The 18,631-nt window shown below is 63.0% G+C and carries 17 protein-coding genes; 6 read left to right on the top strand and 11 right to left on the bottom strand.

Going from position 1 to position 18,631, the window contains the following annotated elements:
• Positions 1–20: 20 nt before the first annotated feature.
• Positions 21–332: a hypothetical protein gene (locus HOY34_RS12565; protein ID WP_216654736.1), complete on the bottom strand. Its 312-nt coding sequence runs from the start codon at positions 330–332 to the stop codon at positions 21–23.
• Positions 329–2,629, bottom strand: a complete 2,301-nt coding sequence (locus HOY34_RS12560; RefSeq protein ID WP_172363372.1) for an FdhF/YdeP family oxidoreductase — start codon at positions 2,627–2,629, stop codon at positions 329–331. The genes HOY34_RS12565 and HOY34_RS12560 overlap by 4 nt, the downstream gene beginning before the upstream one ends.
• 399 nt (positions 2,630–3,028) lie before the next feature.
• Here HOY34_RS12560 and HOY34_RS12555 point away from each other — a divergent pair, with 399 nt between their 5' ends.
• Positions 3,029–4,255 carry a 2Fe-2S iron-sulfur cluster-binding protein gene (locus tag HOY34_RS12555; protein ID WP_172363370.1) on the top strand — a complete coding sequence of 409 codons (1,227 nt, stop codon included), beginning with the start codon at positions 3,029–3,031 and terminating at the stop codon, positions 4,253–4,255.
• Positions 4,256–4,282: 27 nt separating this feature from the next.
• Here HOY34_RS12555 and HOY34_RS12550 read toward each other — a convergent pair whose 3' ends face one another.
• From HOY34_RS12550 to cyoA, 5 genes are read right to left on the bottom strand one after another with little or no spacing between them, the layout of a single operon-like run.
• Positions 4,283–5,023 carry an SURF1 family protein gene (locus HOY34_RS12550; RefSeq protein WP_172363368.1) on the bottom strand — a complete coding sequence of 247 codons (741 nt, stop codon included), beginning with the start codon at positions 5,021–5,023 and terminating at the stop codon, positions 4,283–4,285.
• On the bottom strand, positions 5,020–5,409 hold the full coding sequence (gene cyoD, locus HOY34_RS12545) for a cytochrome o ubiquinol oxidase subunit IV (RefSeq protein WP_172363366.1): 390 nt from the start codon (positions 5,407–5,409) through the stop codon (positions 5,020–5,022). The genes HOY34_RS12550 and cyoD overlap by 4 nt, the downstream gene beginning before the upstream one ends.
• Entirely contained in the window at positions 5,409–6,062 is a 654-nt protein-coding gene (gene cyoC, locus HOY34_RS12540) for a cytochrome o ubiquinol oxidase subunit III (protein WP_172363364.1), read from the bottom strand. Before cyoC ends, cyoD begins: the two co-directional genes overlap by 1 nt.
• A 3-nt stretch (positions 6,063–6,065) precedes the next feature.
• Complete coding sequence (gene cyoB, locus HOY34_RS12535) at positions 6,066–8,084, bottom strand: cytochrome o ubiquinol oxidase subunit I (protein ID WP_172363362.1); 2,019 nt, start codon at positions 8,082–8,084, stop codon at positions 6,066–6,068.
• 14 nt (positions 8,085–8,098) lie between these two features.
• A complete protein-coding gene (cyoA, locus tag HOY34_RS12530; protein WP_172363360.1) occupies positions 8,099–9,262 on the bottom strand; it encodes a ubiquinol oxidase subunit II in 1,164 nt (387 codons plus the stop codon).
• Between the two features lie 299 nt (positions 9,263–9,561).
• On the opposite strand from cyoA, the gene HOY34_RS12525 reads away from it, so the two are divergent.
• Positions 9,562–10,899, top strand: coding sequence for an MFS transporter (locus HOY34_RS12525; RefSeq protein WP_172363358.1), 1,338 nt, complete (start codon positions 9,562–9,564; stop codon positions 10,897–10,899).
• Between the two features lie 139 nt (positions 10,900–11,038).
• Here HOY34_RS12525 and HOY34_RS12520 read toward each other — a convergent pair whose 3' ends face one another.
• Positions 11,039–12,547 (bottom strand): MFS transporter, encoded by a 1,509-nt coding sequence (locus HOY34_RS12520; protein ID WP_172363356.1) that lies wholly within the window; start codon positions 12,545–12,547, stop codon positions 11,039–11,041.
• A gap of 96 nt (positions 12,548–12,643) precedes the next feature.
• Here HOY34_RS12520 and HOY34_RS12515 point away from each other — a divergent pair, with 96 nt between their 5' ends.
• The 4 genes from HOY34_RS12515 (at position 12,644) to nagB (ending at position 15,132) form a co-directional block, all read left to right on the top strand.
• The gene (locus HOY34_RS12515) at positions 12,644–13,234 is read left to right on the top strand and encodes a TetR/AcrR family transcriptional regulator (protein ID WP_172363354.1); all 591 of its coding nucleotides are present in this window, start codon (positions 12,644–12,646) and stop codon (positions 13,232–13,234) included.
• A gap of 187 nt (positions 13,235–13,421) precedes the next feature.
• A complete protein-coding gene (locus HOY34_RS12510; RefSeq protein WP_172363352.1) occupies positions 13,422–13,763 on the top strand; it encodes a hypothetical protein in 342 nt (113 codons plus the stop codon).
• A gap of 186 nt (positions 13,764–13,949) precedes the next feature.
• Positions 13,950–14,342 carry a RidA family protein gene (locus tag HOY34_RS12505; protein ID WP_172363350.1) on the top strand — a complete coding sequence of 131 codons (393 nt, stop codon included), beginning with the start codon at positions 13,950–13,952 and terminating at the stop codon, positions 14,340–14,342.
• 10 nt (positions 14,343–14,352) lie between these two features.
• Complete coding sequence (gene nagB, locus HOY34_RS12500; RefSeq protein ID WP_172363348.1) at positions 14,353–15,132, top strand: glucosamine-6-phosphate deaminase; 780 nt, start codon at positions 14,353–14,355, stop codon at positions 15,130–15,132.
• Here the strand turns inward: nagB and HOY34_RS12495 are convergent.
• The 3 genes from HOY34_RS12495 to HOY34_RS12485 are packed head-to-tail and all read right to left on the bottom strand — an operon-like array spanning position 15,129 to position 18,624.
• Complete coding sequence (locus tag HOY34_RS12495; RefSeq protein ID WP_172363346.1) at positions 15,129–15,890, bottom strand: copper homeostasis protein CutC; 762 nt, start codon at positions 15,888–15,890, stop codon at positions 15,129–15,131. The genes nagB and HOY34_RS12495 overlap by 4 nt on opposite strands.
• Positions 15,887–17,176: an MFS transporter gene (locus HOY34_RS12490; RefSeq protein WP_172363344.1), complete on the bottom strand. Its 1,290-nt coding sequence runs from the start codon at positions 17,174–17,176 to the stop codon at positions 15,887–15,889. The genes HOY34_RS12495 and HOY34_RS12490 overlap by 4 nt, the downstream gene beginning before the upstream one ends.
• On the bottom strand, positions 17,173–18,624 hold the full coding sequence (locus HOY34_RS12485) for a M81 family metallopeptidase (RefSeq protein WP_172363342.1): 1,452 nt from the start codon (positions 18,622–18,624) through the stop codon (positions 17,173–17,175). Before HOY34_RS12485 ends, HOY34_RS12490 begins: the two co-directional genes overlap by 4 nt.
• Positions 18,625–18,631 lie beyond the last annotated feature (7 nt).

Here is an 18,631-nt window from a genome sequence, read left to right as displayed (position 1 = left end):
TTCACATGCGCTGCAGGGCGTCAGGGTTGATCCGCCCCGCCCGCCTCTGCCTTCGCATGGGCCAGAAGCGAAACTGCCGCTTCGGTCAGGGTGAAATGCAGGCGCTGGCTGCGGCTGTCGCGGCGGGTGATCACCACCAGCCGCGTCTCTTCCTCCATTGCCACCAATTCGCGCAGCGCCAGCGCATGTTCGACGCCTAAGTGTCGCGCGAATGTCCGGCTGTCCTGCGCCACGCCCATATCGGCAGCCACGATCAGCATCGCTGAAAGCATCGGCAGGCCACGTGCCGCCAGCGCCTCGCATAGTGTCAGAAACGCGGCCTCGCTGCTCATGCGGCCTGCAGGCCCGGTCGCAGGCTGACAAGGATCGATTTTGAGACCGGGGTGAAGCTGCCCTCGCCCCAGGCGTCATGGGGCACCAGCAGGTTCAGCTCGGGGTAATAGCCCGCGATGCAGCCCTGCGGGATCTCATAGGGAACAAGGCGGAAGGCCAGGGCCTCGCGGGTGGTGCCGTCCGGGGCGTGGCTGGTCAGATCGACGATATCGCCCGCGCTGCGCCCAAGCCGGGCGAGATCGGCGGGATTGATGAAGATCACCCGCCGCTCGCCATAGACGCCGCGATAGCGGTCATCCATGCCGTAGATCGTGGTGTTATACTGGTCATGCGAGCGGAAGGTCTGCAGAACCAGCATCCCCTCGCCCTGGTCGGCCTGCTGCCATTCGGTCTGATCGGGCAGCGGGTCGGGCGAGAAATTGGCAAGGCCTGTAGAGGTATTGAACTCACGCTCGGACGCCGGGTTGCGCAGCCAGAAGCCGCGCGGCTTGCGCACAGCGGTGTTGTAATCGCCGAAAGCGGGCAGCACGCGGGCGATCAGATCGCGGATCAGGTCGTAATCCTCGGCCATCGCGGCCCAATCGACATGGGCCGAGCCCACCGTCGCCGCCGCCATCCCGGCCACAATCGCCACCTCGGACCGCAGCTCTTTCGAGGCCGGCATATTGATGCCGCCCGAGCCATGCACCATGCTCATCGAATCCTCAACGGTGACGATCTGGCGCTGGCCTTTGGCGTTCTTGTCGATCTCGGTCCGGCCCAGACAGGGCAGGATATAAGAGACCTTGCCGGGCAAGAGATGCGAATGGTTCAGCTTGGTCGCCACATGCACCGTCAGGTCAAGGCGCTGCAGGATCTGTGCCACCAGATCACTGTCCGGGGTGGCGCGGGCGAAATTGCCACCCAGGCCGATGAAGGCCTTCGCCTCACCCGAGAGCATCGCGCCAATGGCCTGGACCACGTTATGGCCGCGCGCGCGGGGCATTTTGACGCCGATCTCGCGCTCCAGCGCGTCGATCAGCGCTTTGGGGGCCTTCTCATTGATGCCGACCGTGCGGTCGCCCTGGACGTTCGAATGGCCGCGCACCGGGCAAAGGCCGGTGCCAGGCCGCCCGACATTGCCGCGCATGAACATGAAGTTCGAGATTTCGCGGATCGTCGGCACCGAATGGCGGTGCTGCGTCACCCCCATCGCCCAGGTGCAGATCACGCGGTCGGAGGCCAGATAGACCCCGGCCGCGCGGGTGATCTCGTCCTGGGTCAGGCCGGATTGCTCAAGGATCTGCTCCCATGGCGTGGCGTCAACCGCGGCTTTCCAGGCCTCGAACCCGTGGCTGTGTTCACGGATGAAAGCGTGATCCAGCACCGAGGGCCGCCCCTCAGCCAGCGCCTGGGCGTCTGCGGCAAAGACCACCTTGGCCATGCCCCGCACCGCCGCCATATCGCCGCCAAGGCGGGGCTGATAGTAATCAGTCGAGGTCGGCTCTGACCCGCCGAAGATCATCTCCAGCTTGTTTTGTGGATCGGCAAAACGCTGCAGGCCCTTTTCTTTCAGCGGGTTGAAGACCACCACCTTCGCGCCCCGCGCGGTGGCCTTGCGCAGATCGGCCAGCATTCGCGGATGGTTGGTGCCGGGGTTCTGGCCGATCACGAAAATCGCATCCGCCTCTTCGAAATCCTCCAGAAGCACCGTGCCCTTGCCGATGCCAATCGCCTCGGTCAGTGCCACGCCCGAGGCCTCATGGCACATGTTGGAACAGTCGGGGAAGTTGTTCGTGCCATATAGCCGCACGAAAAGCTGATAGAGAAAGGCCGCCTCATTCGACGCCCGCCCCGAGGTATAGAACTCAGCCTGATCGGGGTGATCCAGCGCGTTCAGCGCCCGCGCGATGCCCGCGAAAGCCTCATCCCAGGTGGTCTGGACATAGCGGTCCTGCGCCCGGTCATAGACCATCGGATGGGTCAGCCGCCCCTCATGCTCCAGCGCGTAATCCGACCAGCCCCGCAGATCCGCCACCCGGTGCTGCGCAAAGAAATCCGGCGTGACGCGCTTCTGCGTCGCCTCCCATGCGACGGCCTTGACGCCATTCTCGCAAAACTCAAACGACGAGCCATGTTCCGGATCGCCCCAGGCGCAGCCGGGGCAGTCAAAGCCGTCGGGCTGGTTCGCCTTCAGCATGGTGCGTGCGCCCGACAATGGCTTGCCGGTCTGCAACAGCCGCTTGCCGCAGCTTTTCAGCGCGCCCCAACCGCCGGCGGCGGCGGATTTCTTCCCGATAAACTCATTCTTGCCCATGGCAGACCCTTTGGCGCATGGCCATACCCCCTGACAGAGGGCAGAGCGGCGAACAGAATTGATGAGCTGCCGAAAGGCCTGGCCCGATCATCGCAGCAAAGCGATGAGCATCGGCCCCGCACAAGGGTTGCCCCTTTGAAATAGCGGCAAAACGGTGAAATCCAAGTCTCAGATGCGTCTTTTCAGGCATCACAAGCGGCCTTTGCCTATTTTACCATCAGGAATGTGTCTTTCATGCCATTACCAATATGAAGGCGCGTTCATAACCTGGGCATGGCCGAGCCATTTCCTGTGGGCGGGCCCTTGGCAGCTGGCTTGCCACATAATCCCCGGAATGACGCCACCCTTTGGGCGCTCTTTTCCGGCAACATGGGCCCGTATCCGTCGAAAGCTTTGTTCATGAGTGCCAGCACCACCCCCCTGCAAATCAGCCCCCTGCAAATCAACCCGCGCGAGGGCGCCCCATCGGCCAGCCCGACGCCCGATCCTGCAGCCCCCCCGGTTACGCTGGAAATTGACGGGCAAATCATCACCCCCTTTCCCGATGAAACCGTGCTGGATGCCTTGCTGCGGGTGGGGATCGACACCCCCTTTTCCTGCCGGGGCGGCGCCTGTCAGACCTGCCTGACCAAATGCACCGAAGGCGAGATCCCGCGCGGGGCGCAAAGGCGACTGAGCGACCGGATAAAGGATCTGGGCTATTTCCTGCCCTGCAAATGCGTGGCCAGCGGCCCGATGAAACTGGCCCGCAAAGACCCCGCCGATATGACGACCGCCTGCATGCTGGTGGCGGTTGAGGGGCATAGCTCTGGTTCCCTGCGGATCACCTTTGAGACGATGACCGCGCTGGATTATCGCAGCGGGCAAAGCCTGCGGCTGGTGACTGGCGTGCCACCGGATCAGGAGCCTGTGCTGATGCTGACCTCAGACCCCGCAACCAGCCCCTGCCCCGAGGCGCGACTTGTGCTGACCGATGGCACGCCGCTGCCCGCCTGTTTTGCGCAAGACGCAGAGCCCGGCGGTGAATTTGAGATCCGCGGCCCCTTCTCGCTGGATTACCGCGACCTGCCCGAGATCACCTCTGCGCCGCCGCTGGACCCCGCGCTCTGGCAGGCGCTGGATCAGGGTGGCAGGCTGCGCAGCATCTTTGACACCTTCTATGCCAAAGTCTTTGCCGATACGCAGCTTGCGCCCTTCTTTGAGGGGGTGACCCAGGACCGGGCGGCCTCAAAGCAATATAGTTTTCTGCAGCAGATGATGACGGGCGAAAAGGTCTATTGGGGCGAGAAGCCGCGCAATGCCCATCACTGGATGGTCATCACCCATGCGCTGTTCGATCATCGCCAGGCGCTGATGGTCGAGACGCTGCGCGAATATGGCTTAAGCCAGGATCAGATCAGCCGCTGGACCCGGTTCGAGGAATATTTCCGCGCCGATATCGTCAAAGACCGGGAATGGCCAAAGAAAATCGGCGGCGAATATGTCGAGACCGGCGGCTTTGCGCATGAGACGATGACCGACCCGACGCTTTGCGACAGATGCGGCGGCGAGGTGCTGGCGGGCGAGACGGTGCTCTATCATCGCCGGACCGGACGCATCAGCTGCAATTCCTGCGCGGGCGGCTGAAGGCCCGCCCCGGCTCGGGCGTCAGGCTCAGGCGTCAGGATCACGCGCGCGCAGAACCGCGCCGACCCCAATCACCCAGACCACAGCCAGCGAAAACCAGGTGATCGCATAGCCCAGATGGCTGTTGCGCAGCCGGACAACCGTCAGGCCCGGAACCGGATAGACGCCTTCGGGCACCACCTCTCCTGGTTGGCCAAGATCGAGGAACCAGGGCGCAAGCGGCGTGCCCAGCACGGCCCCGATTGCCTTGACATCACGCGAGAACCAACGCCCGGCCCCGGGATCGTTCGAGCGCAAAAACGCCCCCCCCGGCTGGCTGAGCCGCAAAAGCCCGCTCAGATTTTGCTGGCCTTCGGGCACCGGCGGCACGGCGTCTTTCATCGTCTCAGGGAGAAAGCCGCGATTGATCAGGATGAACTGGCCATCATTGCTGAGGAAAGGCGCCATCACCCAATAGCCGCGCCCCTGAACGGTCAGCGCCTGGACCAGCGTTTGCAGCGGCACAGCATCCGGGCCATCCGCGATATAGCGGCCCACCAGCGCGACACGCAGATATTCCGGCGTTTCCATATCGGAAAACGCGGCCTCAGAAGGCGGCGGCACGGGCGCGGCCGCCAGTCTTGCGTCGATGCGGGCAATCAGGTCGGTTTTCCAGGCCAGACGCTGGATCTGCCAGACCCCCAGCCCGATCAGCGCAATGAACACCAGAGCGGCCATTTGCCCCGCCCTGGTGCGCAGGGCGCCGGTTACAGCGCCCCGAATGCTCATGATCCGAAGCCCTGCAGGGCCTCATGGTTCATCTGCGGCATCATATTGGTGTTCATGTGATACATGACCCAAAGCGAACCCGCGAGCATGATCACCACCACGATCAGCGTGAAAAGCGTGGACATCAGCGTCCAGCCCTCTTCGTGTTTGGCGGTCATATGCAGGAAGTAGACCATGTGAACCAGGATCTGGATCACCGCAAAGCCAACCACCAGCGCAACCGTCAGCAGGCGGCTTTCGAACCCTCCTGCCATGACAAGGCCAAAGGGAATTGCGGTCAGGATGACGGAAAGGATGAAGCCTTTGAAATAGGTGGCATAGCTGCCGTGATCATGGCTGTCGCCGTGACCATGATCATGCCCATGCGTGTCGTGATGCGCGCCCATCAGATCATCCCCAGCAGATAGACAAAGGTAAAGACGCCGATCCAGATGACGTCCAGGAAGTGCCAGAACATCGACAGGCAGTTCATCCGGCGGATATTCGGCCCGGTAATGCCTTTGGTCGACAGCTGCACCATCAGCGTAACCAGCCAGACCGAGCCGAAGAACACGTGCAGCCCGTGGGTGCCGACCAGCGCGAAGAAGGACGACAGGAAGGCCGAGCGCTGCGGCACCGCGCCCTCATGGATCAGGTGCCAGAACTCATAAAGCTCGATCGCAAGGAAGGCGAGGCCGAACAAAAGCGTGATGAACAGCCAGCGCAGGGTGCGCTTTTTGTCGCCCGCATAAAGGGCCAGCATCGCAAAGCCGAAGGTGATCGACGACAGCAAAAGCATCGCCGTGTTCAGCGCCACCAGATTCAGGTCAAACAGCGCCTTTGGCCCCGGCCCCGCCGCATATGAGGTGCCAAGCACCCCATATACCGCGAAAAGCACCGCAAACATCAGACAGTCTGACATCAGATAGACCCAGAAACCCAGGGGTGTAGAGGCCCCCTCTTCGGGGTGATGCTCAGACTGGTCCCAGTATTTGTCGACCGCAGCCGTGTCACTCTTCAGATAAAGCGCGGCCGGGTTAGAGGGTGAAAAATAGCTCATCGCTCAGACCCCTGCAGCAGCTTGCAGCTGTTTGGTACGGGCGGCTTCTTTGGCCTCGATCTCATCGACCGGGATATAGAAGTCGCGGTTATAGTTGAAGGTGTGCCAGATCGAGGCCGCCACCAGCGCCACAAAGGACAGGACTGCCAGCCACCAGATGTACCAGATCATCGCCATGCCGAAGATCGTGGCAATCGCCGAGAGGATCACACCCATGCCGGTGTTCTTCGGCATATGGATGGCGTGGTATTTGCCGGTGGGCCGCGCTGCCCCCTCGCGCTTCATGTCCCACCAGGTGTCAAGACCGTGGCTGACGGGGGTGAAGGCAAAGTTGTAATCGGGGGGCGGCGAAGAGGTTGCCCATTCCAGCGTGCGGCCATCCCAGGGGTCGCCGGTCTCGTCGCGCATCGCAGGATCGTTGCGCTTCCAGATCGAGACGCCGAACTGCACGAACATCGCGGCAATACCGATGGCGATCAGCACCGCGCCAAAGGCCGCAATACCGAACCAGATCTGATAGCTGGGGTCGTCAAACACCCGCATGCGGCGGGTGACGCCCATCAGGCCCAGGATGTAAAGCGGCATGAAGGCAGCCCAGAAACCCACAACCCAGAACCAGAACGAGACCTTGCCCCAGAAGACATTCAGCTTGTAGCCAAAGGCCTTGGGCCACCAGAAGTTGATCGCCGCGAACAGGCCAAACAGCACGCCACCGATGATCACGTTATGGAAGTGCGCGATCAGGAACAGCGAGTTGTGCAGCACGAAATCGGCAGGCGGAACCGCCAGCAGCACGCCCGTCATACCGCCAACCACGAAGGTCAGCATGAAGGCCACCGTCCACATCATCGGCAGCTCATAACGGATGCGGCCTTTGTACATGGTGAAAAGCCAGTTGAAGAGCTTGGCCCCCGTCGGGATCGAGATGATCATCGTGGTGATCCCGAAGAACGAGTTCACCGAGGCCCCCGAGCCCATGGTAAAGAAGTGGTGCAGCCAGACCAGATAGCTGAGGATGGTGATACAGATCGTGGCATAGACCATCGAGCTGTAGCCAAAGAGGCGCTTGCCCGAGAAGGTCGAGGTGACCTCGGAAAACACGCCAAACAGCGGCAGGATCAGGATGTAGACCTCAGGGTGGCCCCAGATCCAGATCAGGTTGACATACATCATCGCATTGCCGCCCGCCTCATTGGTGAAGAAGGCAGTGCCGAGATAGCGGTCCAGCGTCAGCAGGATCAGCGTCATGGTCAGGATCGGGAAAGAGGCCACGATCAGGATATTGGCGCAAAGCGAGGTCCAGGTGAAAATCGGCATCCGCATCAGCGTCATGCCGGGTGCGCGCATTTTCAGGATCGTGACCAGCAGGTTGATCCCCGAAAGCGTGGTGCCGACACCCGCGACCTGCAGGCCCCAGATATAGTAATCAACGCCGACATAGGGGCTGCTTTGTATGCCCGACAGTGGTGGGAAGGCCAGCCAGCCGGTCTGCGCATATTCGCCCACAAACAGCGATGCCATGGTGATGACCGCGCCGCCCACCGTCATCCAGAACGAGAAATTGTTCAGGAAGGGGAAAGACACGTCCCGCGCGCCGATCTGCAGTGGCACCAGGTAGTTCATCAGCCCGGTGATGAAGGGCATCGCCACGAAGAAGATCATGATCACGCCATGGGCGGTGAAGATCTGATCATAGTGGTGGCTGTTCAGATAGCCCTCGGATCCGCCAAAGGCCCAGACCTGCTGCAGCCGCATCATCAGCGCATCGGCAAAGCCGCGCACGAACATGACCAGTGCCAGCACGATATACATGATGCCGATCTTCTTGTGATCGACCGATGTGAACCATTCTTTCCACAGATAGCCCCAAAGACGGTATTTCGTCAGGGCCGCCAGCACCAGGATCCCGCCCAGAACGACGGCGGCAAAGGTGACCCAGACGATGGGCTCTTTCGGAATGGCCTCCCAGTTGAGGCGACCCAGAAGAAAGGTTGTGGGCTGTGCGCCCGGCGCGTCTGCCATTTCTCCGCGTCCTCTCAGAAGTCTTTGCCAGCGCCGGCTTCGGGCGGGATCTGGCTGAATTGGTTGGGTTCTTTGGCGAAAATGCCGCGCGGCGGGGTCAGGCCGGCACCACGCATCGGGCCGGGCTCGGTGATCTCACGCGGGGCGATGACAACGCGCTGCGTCAGCATGCGGGCCTCTTCATCGGGGCCACAGAAGCCCTGGATCATGTTCAGATTGCCGCCCAGCACCGGGATCGCCAGTGCACGGCCATCGGCGCTGGCATAGCGCGGCATCAGGTTCATCATGCCCGCATGGCCTGCGCCACCTGCGGCATCAATCTCCATCATCTCTGCCATGCAGATCTTGCCATCCTCGACGCAGATATTGACCACCCGCGCAAACAGGATCGGATCGACATCCGCATAGGTGCGAACAGGCTCATTCTGGCTGGGCGCGGCCAGTTCCAGATAGGCCGTGCGGTCCAGCATGCCGCCTGCGGCTTTGGTCTCGGCCACGAAAGCGTCAAACCCGGCCTGATCGGTGGCGGTTGCCACGAAATGCATCCCCGAGAAACCCGCGCCCGAGAAATGCGAGGCAATGCCCTTATAGTCGCCCGGCTCGTTCATGACGCCGTGAAGTTTGGTCTCCATCCCCGGCATCGCATAGATCATCCCGGCCATCGACGGGATGTAGAAGGCGTTCATCACCGTGGACGAGGTCAGGCTGAATTCAATCGGGGTATCTTCGGGCACCACCAGGCGGTTCACGGTGGCGATCCCCTGCTCGGGGTAGATGAAGAGCCATTTCCAGTCGAGCGCGACCACCTCGACCTTCAGGGTCTGATGTTCTTCGGTAACCGGCGTGTTCACATCTGTGCGATCAAGCGGCCGATAGGGGTCCAGAAGATGCGTACCCACCCAGGTCAGCGCACCAAGGCAAATGATCAGCAAAAGCGGCACCGCCCAGATCACCAGCTCGAGTTTGGTCGAGTGATCCCAGTCGGGCTGATAGTCTGCCTCTTTGTTTTTACTGCGATATTTCCACGCAAAGAACACCGTCAGCAGCATCACCGGAACGATGATCAGCAGCATCAAAAGCGTCGATTGCACCAGAAGGTCACGCTGCCGGGCTGCGACATCCCCGGAGGGCGCCAGAACCTCAGCCTTGCATCCTGCAAGAGCGACAAGAGCAGACATCAAGAGAGTCGCTCGGATATTTAGCAATGATTTCATATGACTGCCTTCATTTCCCGAAGTGGTCACGCTGGGTGGATCTGGGGATCAGGCCCCCGGGCCCCTACCGCCTAGCCTTATGCGACGTCGCAGAACATGCGGCGTTTTGCCATATGCCAGTTATAGCATATTCAGGGGCAGGAGATAGCGGCGTCCCACCGCGACCCCGTCAGTTCCTTTCACCAGGGCTGAACAGCGGGGCCGGGGCAGATCAGGCGCCAAAAGATTCTGCCATTCGACCGAACCAGCCCAGGAACCCTCAGATGTCGAACACATCCGCCACAGGTCGCGCTAAAGATCGCGCCGCCGATCGCCAAGACAGCGCGAATGAGGCCATCCATTCGGTGTCGCCCTCAGATATCGCCGTCGGCGTTATTATCGGTCGCGCCTCTGAATTCTTTGACTTTTTCGTCTTTGCCATCGCGGCGGTCATCGTTTTTCCAAAGCTGGTTTTCTCTTTCACCGATCCGCTGACGGGCACGCTGATGGCCTTTGGTCTGCTGGCGCTGGCCTTTGTGGCGCGGCCCATCGGTTCGCTTTTGTTCATGGCGCTGGACCGTCAGATCGGCCGGGTGGCCAAGCTGACAGTGGCGCTGTTCCTGATGGGAACCGCGACCGTCGCCATGGGGCTTTTGCCCTCTTATGAGACCGTCGGCATCTGGTCGGTGGTGATTCTCGCAGCGCTGCGAATCTGTCAGGGGCTTGCGCTTGCCGGGGCCTGGGACGGGATGCCCTCGCTGCTGGCGATGAATGCGCCGAAAAATCAGCGCGGACTTTATGCGATGGTGCCGCAGCTGGGGGCGCCGATCGGGCTGATCGTGGCGACCACTCTCTTTGCCTATCTTCTGAACAGTCTCAGCCTGCAGGACTTCATGGACTTCGGCTGGCGTTATCCGTTCTTCGTGGCTTTCGCCGTGAACGTGGTGGCGCTGTTTGCACGTCTGCGCATCGTGGCCTCGCATGAGTTCCAGGAGCTTTACGCCACCCGCGAGCTGCAACCGACCCCGGTCACCCAGACCCTGCGCGAGGATGGCGGCACCGTCATCCTGGGCATCTTCGTGCCGCTGGCGACCTTTGCGATGTTCCATATGGTGACGGTGTTCCCACTGTCCTGGATCAACCTTTATACCGAGGAAACCATCGGCGAGTATCTGCTGCTGGATGCGGCGGCTGCGGTTCTGGGCATCTTTGCCGTGGTGCTTTCGGGCTGGCTGGCTGACAGGTTCGGACGGCGCGTTCTGTTGCAGGCAACCGCTGTGCTGATCGGTCTTTTCGCCATCGCCGCGCCGGTGCTGCTGTCGGGTGGACGCAGCGGCGAAGTGATCTATCTGGCGCTTGGCTGGTCAATCCTGGGGCTTAGCTTTGGCCAAAGCTCGGGCGCGGTGGGCGCGTTGTTCGGCGCGAAAAACCGCTACACCGGCTCGGCCATCGTTTCTGATCTGGCATGGATGTTCGGCGCAGGCTTTGCCCCGATCACCGCGCTGTTCCTGGCCTCTTCGCTGGGGCTGCCTGCGGCGGGTCTCTATCTGCTTTCGGGCGCGATCTGCTCGATCATCGCGATCTGGCTGGCCGGACGGCTTGAATTCCGCGCAGCCAGCTGATCATCCCGCTGAAAGCCGCAGGGATTGCCCTGCACAGCTTGCGAACACAGCCTGCCAACAGAAAAACCGCCAGCCCTGAAGGGTTGGCGGTTTTCTTCATTCCAACAGGCTTTGCGCTGCAATGGCCGGGGCCGCCCCTTCAGTGATGGGGGCGGACCGCCTTATCCTCGGGGCTCAGGCCTCGGGTGCGCAGCCAGATCACCAGTGCCACCGCCAGCAAAAGCAAAGCCGCCGCCAGCGTCACGCCGGAAAAGGCCCGATCAAACGCGGTCCGGGCCAGCGAGGCGATCAGCGCCGCCTGATCGGCGGGCAGGGCCTCGGCCAGCAGCAGCGCCTCATCAATGCTGTCACGCGCCTGGTCGGCAATCACCACCGCCTCTGGCAGGATCATCGCGCGGCTATAGATGGCCGACATCAGACTGCCAAAGGCCGCAATCCCCAGGGCACCGCCCATCTCGAATGAGACCTCTTCGATTGAGGCCGCCATGCCCGCGCGTTCCTCTGGTGCGGAAAGCATGATCGAGACCGAGGCCGCCGTCATCGCCGCCCCGACGCCAAAGCCCATCACCGTCAGCGCTGCCAGCCACAGGAAAACCGCCCCATTGTGCAGCGCCAGATAGGCCGCCAGCGCCAGCCCCGACATCATAAGCGAGCCCCAAAGCACCCGCGTCGCCCCGATGCGCGGCAGCGCGATCCCGGTCACCGGCCCCGCGATGAAAGAGGCCAGCGGGATCGGCAGGATCAAAAGCCCCGCCTCAAGCGGCGAATAGCCCAGCACCAGCTGCAGCCGCTGGCTGAAAACCAGCTCGAACCCGATCAGCGTCGCCGCCGCCGTCAGCGCGGTTGCCACGCCCGCGGCAAAGCGCGGGTTGCGAAACAGCGCGAAATCGATCAGCGGCTGCGCGCTGAGACGCTGGCGACGCACAAAGATCACCATCGCCACCAGGCCGATCACAAAACTGACCCCGGCCTGCCAGAAATCAGGCTGCCGCTTTGCCAGCTCTTTGATCGCAAAGACCAGACCAACAAGCCCGATCATCACCTGGACCGAGCCCAGAAGATCCCAGGGGCTGGAGGGATTACCGGGCCTGCGCGGCAGCAATACCGCGCCCAAAGCCAGCGCCAGCACCACCACCGGCACGTTGATCAAAAAGACCGAGCCCCACCAGAACCACTCCAGCAGCAGTCCGCCCACCACCGGGCCGATCGCCGCCCCGCCAGAGGCCACCGCCGCCCAGATGCCGATAGCAAAGGCGCGCTCTTTCTCATCCGTAAAGGTCAGCCGGATCAGCGAAAGCGTCGCGGGCATCATCGCCGCCGCCCCCACCGCCAGCAGCACCCGCGCCGCAATCAGCAGGGCAGGCGAGGGCGCAAAAGCCGCAAAGGCAGAGGCCAGACCAAAGACCACCAGCCCCGCAAGGAACATACGTTTATGCCCCAGCCGGTCGCCCAAAGTGCCTAAGCCCGGCAAAAGGCCCGCCACCACCAGCGGATAGGCATTGACGATCCACAGCTTTTCGGTCGCCGTCGCCCCCAGATCATGGGTCAGGCGTGGCAGCGCCGTGTAAAGCACCGTCATATCGATAACGATCAGAAAAAGAGCACTTGAGATGATAGCCAGCACCAGCCAGCGATTGCCCGATGACATTGGAAAAACCCGTCATAAACAGAAGGCGACAAGGCGCCCCGGCGCTGATATAAATACAGTTGCACTGAAAAGATAGCCAGAAAAGAAAGTCAGAAAATGTCCGGAAGGCCTCGCAGTATTGACCGTGACAAGGTGCTGGATGCCGCCGAGAGCGTGGTCGCCGAAAGCGGCGCGGCGGGTCTTAGCTTTGGCGCGGTGGCGAAGGCGGCGGGGATCACCCGCGGCGGCGTGCAATATTGCTTTGGCACCCGCGAGAACCTGATCCGCGCCATGGTCAGCCGATGGGGCGATACCTTCGAGGCCGATGTCCACGAGGGTCTTGGCCCCGATCCCTCGCCCCAGGCGGTGATCCGGGGCCATATCCGCGCCAATCTGGCCCAGGTGACGGCCGATTTCGCCCGCTCGGCGATGATGATGACGGCGATCCTGCAAAGCCCGGATCAGGTTGCCGAGACAAAGGCCTGGTATGATGCCCGCCTCAGCGATCTGGATCCGCAAAATCCGCAGGACCGCGCCAGCGCGGTGGCCTTTCTGGCAAGCGAGGGCATATTCTACCTGAAGTCCTTCGGCCTGATCGGCCTGCCAGAGGCCACCTGGAAGGCCCTGGCCGCCGATATCATGCGCCTTGCGGGGGCATCGCCCGATTCCCTGAAAGACGGTGACACGCCCCCCGCAGATCCGTCCTGATGATCAGCTGTCAGGGTCTGTGATCATGGAAATTTGCACTGCTCTTATGGGGCGAATGCGTTAACATAGCTAAGTTACCATGATGAGCACCATTTCCGGCGCTCTGGAGGGCGATTCGCGTGATTTGCGACAAAAGATCCGGCGGGGGCACTGCGGGCCGCCGCCTGCCTGACGGGCTCTGCCCGCTATGAGCACGGCACCCCTGCCCCCGCTCTGGCTGGCTTTACTGGCCGAGGCCAAAGCTGCCCCCGGCGGCGTGCTTTCCCTGCGTGACGACCCGCGCGGCGATGAGGCCGTTGATGCAGCCGAACGCATGACCGATCTGGGCCTTTTGCGCATCGTAACCGCCCGGCATTACCGCATCAGCGAGGCAGGCCAGCAGGCACTTTCTGCCCGGGGCGGCAAAAAGAAACCCCCGCCTGAGGCTGCCGCCAGCTTGGCACCGGGCTCTGCGCCCGGGGCAGCCGCACCCGCCCCTGCCAAAGGCTCTGGCGGCTTCTGGTCGCGGCTTTTGGGCAGCAAAGACTGACATATTCAGGCCAGCTGCCCGGGCCCGGCGGGCTTGGCCGCAGCGGCAGTGTCGCACGGCATTCCCTTTTCCTGCCCTGCGTTATGAAATTTAATTACAGCATTCCGGCAGTTTTCTGTTTATATTGCCACCCACTTCGATATTACTAACGGTGCTGTGAAAATTATTTCCCGATCCGAGGGTGCCATGTCTGACAAGAAACTCATCCGCTACGACACCGCCGATCCGCAGGCAGGTGGCACCCGCCGCCCCTTTGCCAAGGCTGTTCGCGCCGGGGACTACGTTCATGTCTCGGGCCAGGTGCCCACTGTCAATGGCGAGGTCGTCCAGGGCGGCATCGTCGCCCAGACCGAGGCGGTGATCGAAAACCTCAAAGCCGTTCTGAAACTGGCGGGCTGCGGGCTGGAAGATGTGATCAAAGTCACCTGCTGGCTGGATGATCCGCGCGATTTCACCAGCTTCAACGCAGTGTTTGAAAAGCATTTCATCGATCATCCCCCCGCCCGCTCGACGGTGGAATCGCGGCTGATGGTGGATGCAAAGATCGAGATCGACGCCATCGCCTGGAAACCGCTGTAAGGGGGCCGCGATGAAGGTTCTCATCCTGCCCGATGCCGGGGCAGCCGCTGACCGCACCGCAGATTTGCTGTCTGCGCAGCTGCGGGCGATGCCCTCCAGCGTGCTGGGCCTTGCCACCGGCGGCACGATGGAGGCGGTCTATGCCCGCCTCGTCCGGCTGCACCGCGAAGAGGGCCTCAGCTTTGCCCGCGCCAGCAGCTTCAACCTTGATGAATATGTCGGCCTGCCGCCCGATCACCCCTGCTCTTACTGGCACTACATGCGCCAGCAGCTTTTCGACCATGTCGATATCGACCTGGCCAATGCGCATCTGCCGCAGGGCGACGCCGCCGACCCCGAGGCCGAGGCGATCCGCTATGAGGCCGCGATCTCGGACGCGGGGCAGATCGACCTGCAGCTGCTGGGCCTGGGGCTGAACGGGCATATCGGCTTTAACGAGCCGACCTCAAGCCTGAATTCCGCCACCCGGATCAAGACGCTGACCCGCTCGACCCGCGACGCCAATGCCCGCTTTTTCACCCGGCCCGAGGATGTGCCGCAATATGCGATCACCATGGGGATCGGCACGATTTTGCGCGCCGCTGAGGTGGTTTTGCTGGCCTATGGCGCGGCCAAGGCCGGGGTGGTGGCGCAGATGATCGAGGGGCCGGTGACGGCTTCTTGCCCGGCCTCGGTGCTGCAGATGCATCAAAAAGCGACGGTGGTGATTGATGAAAGCGCCGCCAGCCAGCTGCGGCTGCGCGACTATTACGAGCTGGTGCACCCGGCAGGCGGCGAAGCGGGGCTTTAACCGCCCCCGCCAGCCCCCGCCCCGCCAGCAGCAGCGATCTGATGCAGGCGCTGCCGCAAAGCCGCGACCTTTTCGCGGTCAGTGACCTTCGCGCCCGGGGGCTGAAAGCCAAAGGCCTGAACTGCTGCCAGCGCAGGTGCTGGCGCGAGGGATGAGGCCGAGGCATGGATCTCTTTCAAGGGCAGGGCTGCGGCGAAATCTGCAGCATTCGCGGCTGTGATGCCGCCGCCGGGCATGACAGAGACATCAGGCGCTGCCGCCGCCATGGCCTGCAGCCGTGCCATGCCCGCGCTGGCGCTCTGCGCCCCGCCCGATGACAGCACCCGGCCAATGCCCAAAGCTGCGACCAGCCGCATCGCGGCCTCGGGATCTGGGGTCAGGTCAATCGCGCGGTGCAGCGTCACATCGAGGCCCCTGGCCTCTTGCATCAGCCGTTTCAGCACCGCCTCATCCAGGCGGCCGTCAGCGTGCGAGGCCCCGATCACCACGCCCGCCAGGCCCGCCGCGCGGCTGGCGCGGATCTCGGCGCACATCGCCTCGACCTCTGCCTCAGACCAGCAAAAATCCCCGGCGCGGGGGCGGATCATCGCCATGGTGGCAATCCCGACCTTTGCCGCCAGCGCCATCAGCCCGGCCGAGGGCGTCAGCCCGCCAAGCGCCAGCGCCGCGCATAGCTCAATCCGGTCGGCACCGCCCGCGGCTGCGGCCTGAATGCCCGCCGCATCATCAACGCAAATCTCAAGCGTGACCCTGGTCATGCCCGCTTCTCCTGCACAATCAAAAGCCCGGCCCCGAGGACGCCCGCCACCCCGGCCAGCACCGAGGCCGCCGGATAGCCGCCGATCCAGGTGCCAAGCGCGAAAACCCCGGCCCCGATTGCGCCGCCCAGAAACATATTCACCGCAATCAGTGAGGCCGAAAGGCCAGGGCGGTCACAGATCAGATCCAGCAGGTATGAAATCGGCAGCGAGATGATCCCCGCCGCCGCAAAGCCCGCAACCACGCTGGCCACCCAGATCTGCCAGACCGCTGTCGAGAACGCGATTGCCACCAGATAGACCAGATAAAGCGCCGAGGTGATCATCAGCGCTTTGACGACCGAAATCCGGCGGGTGGCGCTGGCCCAGTAGAACATGAAGATCACCTCAAGCACGGCAACCATGCCGACGATCAGCCCGACATTATCCGCCTCACCCGCCGCCTGCCCGGTCAGGATCAGCGGCATCACGGCGGAATTGACATGCAAAACCTGGCTGATCAGCGCCACGCCCAGAACTTTCGACAGGATAGCCGGATGCAGGATCTGCGCGATCCCGCTGAGGCTGGCGCCCGCCGCCCGCACCTGTACGGGCCGATCCGCCCGGCCCGCCGTGGGTGCCAGCGCCGAGGTTCCGGTGCCGCCCGTGGGGATGGCGGCGGCCTCAGGCGACAGTTCAGGGGGGCGGGGTCTGGGATTGTCAGGCTCCAGCCCGAAGATGATCGTGCACAGGCAGGCCGCCGACAGAACGGCGGCAATCGCCCAGGCCCCGATCATGCTGGGCTGGCCCACCAGCGCCAGGCCAACCGCGCCCGGAACCAGCACCCATGACAGCGAAATCATCATCCGCATCAGGGCGTTGACCACATCAGCCTCGGCCGGATCGAAACTCGCGATATGGGCGCGGACATTGCCGAACAGCATCGAATTGGTGGCGTAGAACAGGGCCAGCGGCCCGATCATAGCGATGGTGAAGCTCAGCGCCGAAGGGGCCGCCCAGATCATCCCAAAGCCCAAGATCCCGAAGGAAGAGACAAAGATCAGCGGGCGGCGATAGCTTTGGAACCGATCCGACCAGAGGCCAAAGCCAATCGACAGGATCACATTGGCAATCGACGAGCACAGCGCAATCAGCGCATATTGGCTATCAGAAAGGCCCAGCTCCTGGATGCCGACCAGCGCCTGATAGGGCACCGTCGCCGCCCCGGCAAAGCCAAAGAGAAAGATCGCAAGCGCCGAGGCCCGCACGACACGGTGGCGGCGAAGGGTGGAGATCCAGGGATTCATCTGCGGCCGCAATCCTTTGCGCCAAAGCGCTGCGATAGGTATGGCTGCGGCTGATAATCGCGGTTCTCCGCAAAGGGAAGCGTGCCAGCGGGTCGGTGCAGATTGGGCAGGGCCGCGATATCCTGCGAGACCACCCCCTCCGACAGCGCCATCAGGTTCGGATTGGCAAGCGGGGCCAGCTCGGGCGAGAGATAGCCCGACTTCACCACCAAAAGCCCAACCTCGCGCGGGTCCAGCCCCAGTTGCGTGAAGTCGGACAGGTTGTGATAGGGCCTGCGCCGCGCCGCCAGAACCACGGTGATGCTGCCGGTGCGGATCACCGCCTGCGCCTCTTGCGGGCTGGCACCGGGATGCAGGCTGATCACTTCGGCCTGCACCCGAACCGACACGCCTTGCGGATCAAGGCTTGCGCCGATGGTCAGGGGCAGCACCGCGCCCGGGCCTGCCTGAAAGCAGGCGTCAACCGCGGGGCGGTCGGTGATGCCTGCCACCAGCGCATCACGCCAGTCGCGCCGGATCAGCGCCGCAAGGATATCGGCGCGGTCGCCGACGCCGCCCCCGGTGGGATTGTCGCCGCTGTCGGCCAGGATCACCGGACGCGTGGTGGCGCGGGCGGCCAGATCCAGCATCGCCCCGGGCGCGCCCGTCACCGGACCAAAGGCGAAATCATCCCGCGCCGCCCAGAAATCCGCCGCGATCTTTACCGCCGCCGCAGATGCCGCCTGATGATCGGTGCCCGTCACCATCGCGCAGGCTGTAGCGCGGGGCTCATCGGCCCAGACATAGCCGATCATCAGATCGGCCCGCCAGACGCCCGCCCCCTCATGGCTGGGCAGGGCGGCGTAAAGGGATCTGGCCGGTTCATCCTCGGTCGAGGATTTTTCGCCTGGCAGCAACAGGGGCACGGTGACCTGCACCACGCCGGGGCGCTGGCCCGTTTCCAGCGCCTGCAGCAGCATCGCAAACGCCGCCTCCATCGTCTGGGGCGTGTCGATATGGGGGGCGGTGCGATAGGCTGCGAAAATGTCGATCTGATCGACCACCCTGGCCGAGACATTGCCGTGCAGATCATAGCTGGTCGCAATCAGCATATCCGGGCCGACCACCTCGCGCAGGGCGCTGATCCAGTCGCCCTCGGCATCCTGCATCCCTTCAACCTTCATTGCGCCATGCATGGCCAGATAGACCGCGTCGAAGGGCATCGCCGCCTGCAGCCGCGCCAGAAACTCTGCCTTCAGCGCCTGATAGGTCTGCGCCGCGACCGGGCCACCCGGCACCGCGCGGGCATGCAACAGGGGTGCGATTTCAACCGGGTAACGGCTGAGAAAGGCGAAATACTCATGCGCGGTCAGATCATCCCCGCGCAGGATGCGGAAATCCTCTTCCCCCATCAGAACGGGGGAAGAGGTCGAGCATTCGGTATGGATCCCGCCAACAGCGATGCGCATGATTGCC

The organism is Pseudogemmobacter hezensis (genome assembly GCF_013155295.1).
Taxonomy (GTDB): Bacteria; Pseudomonadota; Alphaproteobacteria; order Rhodobacterales; family Rhodobacteraceae; genus Pseudogemmobacter; species Pseudogemmobacter hezensis.
The sequence above is the reverse complement of the archived record's forward strand: the minus strand, read 5'-3'. Positions and strand labels throughout refer to the sequence as shown.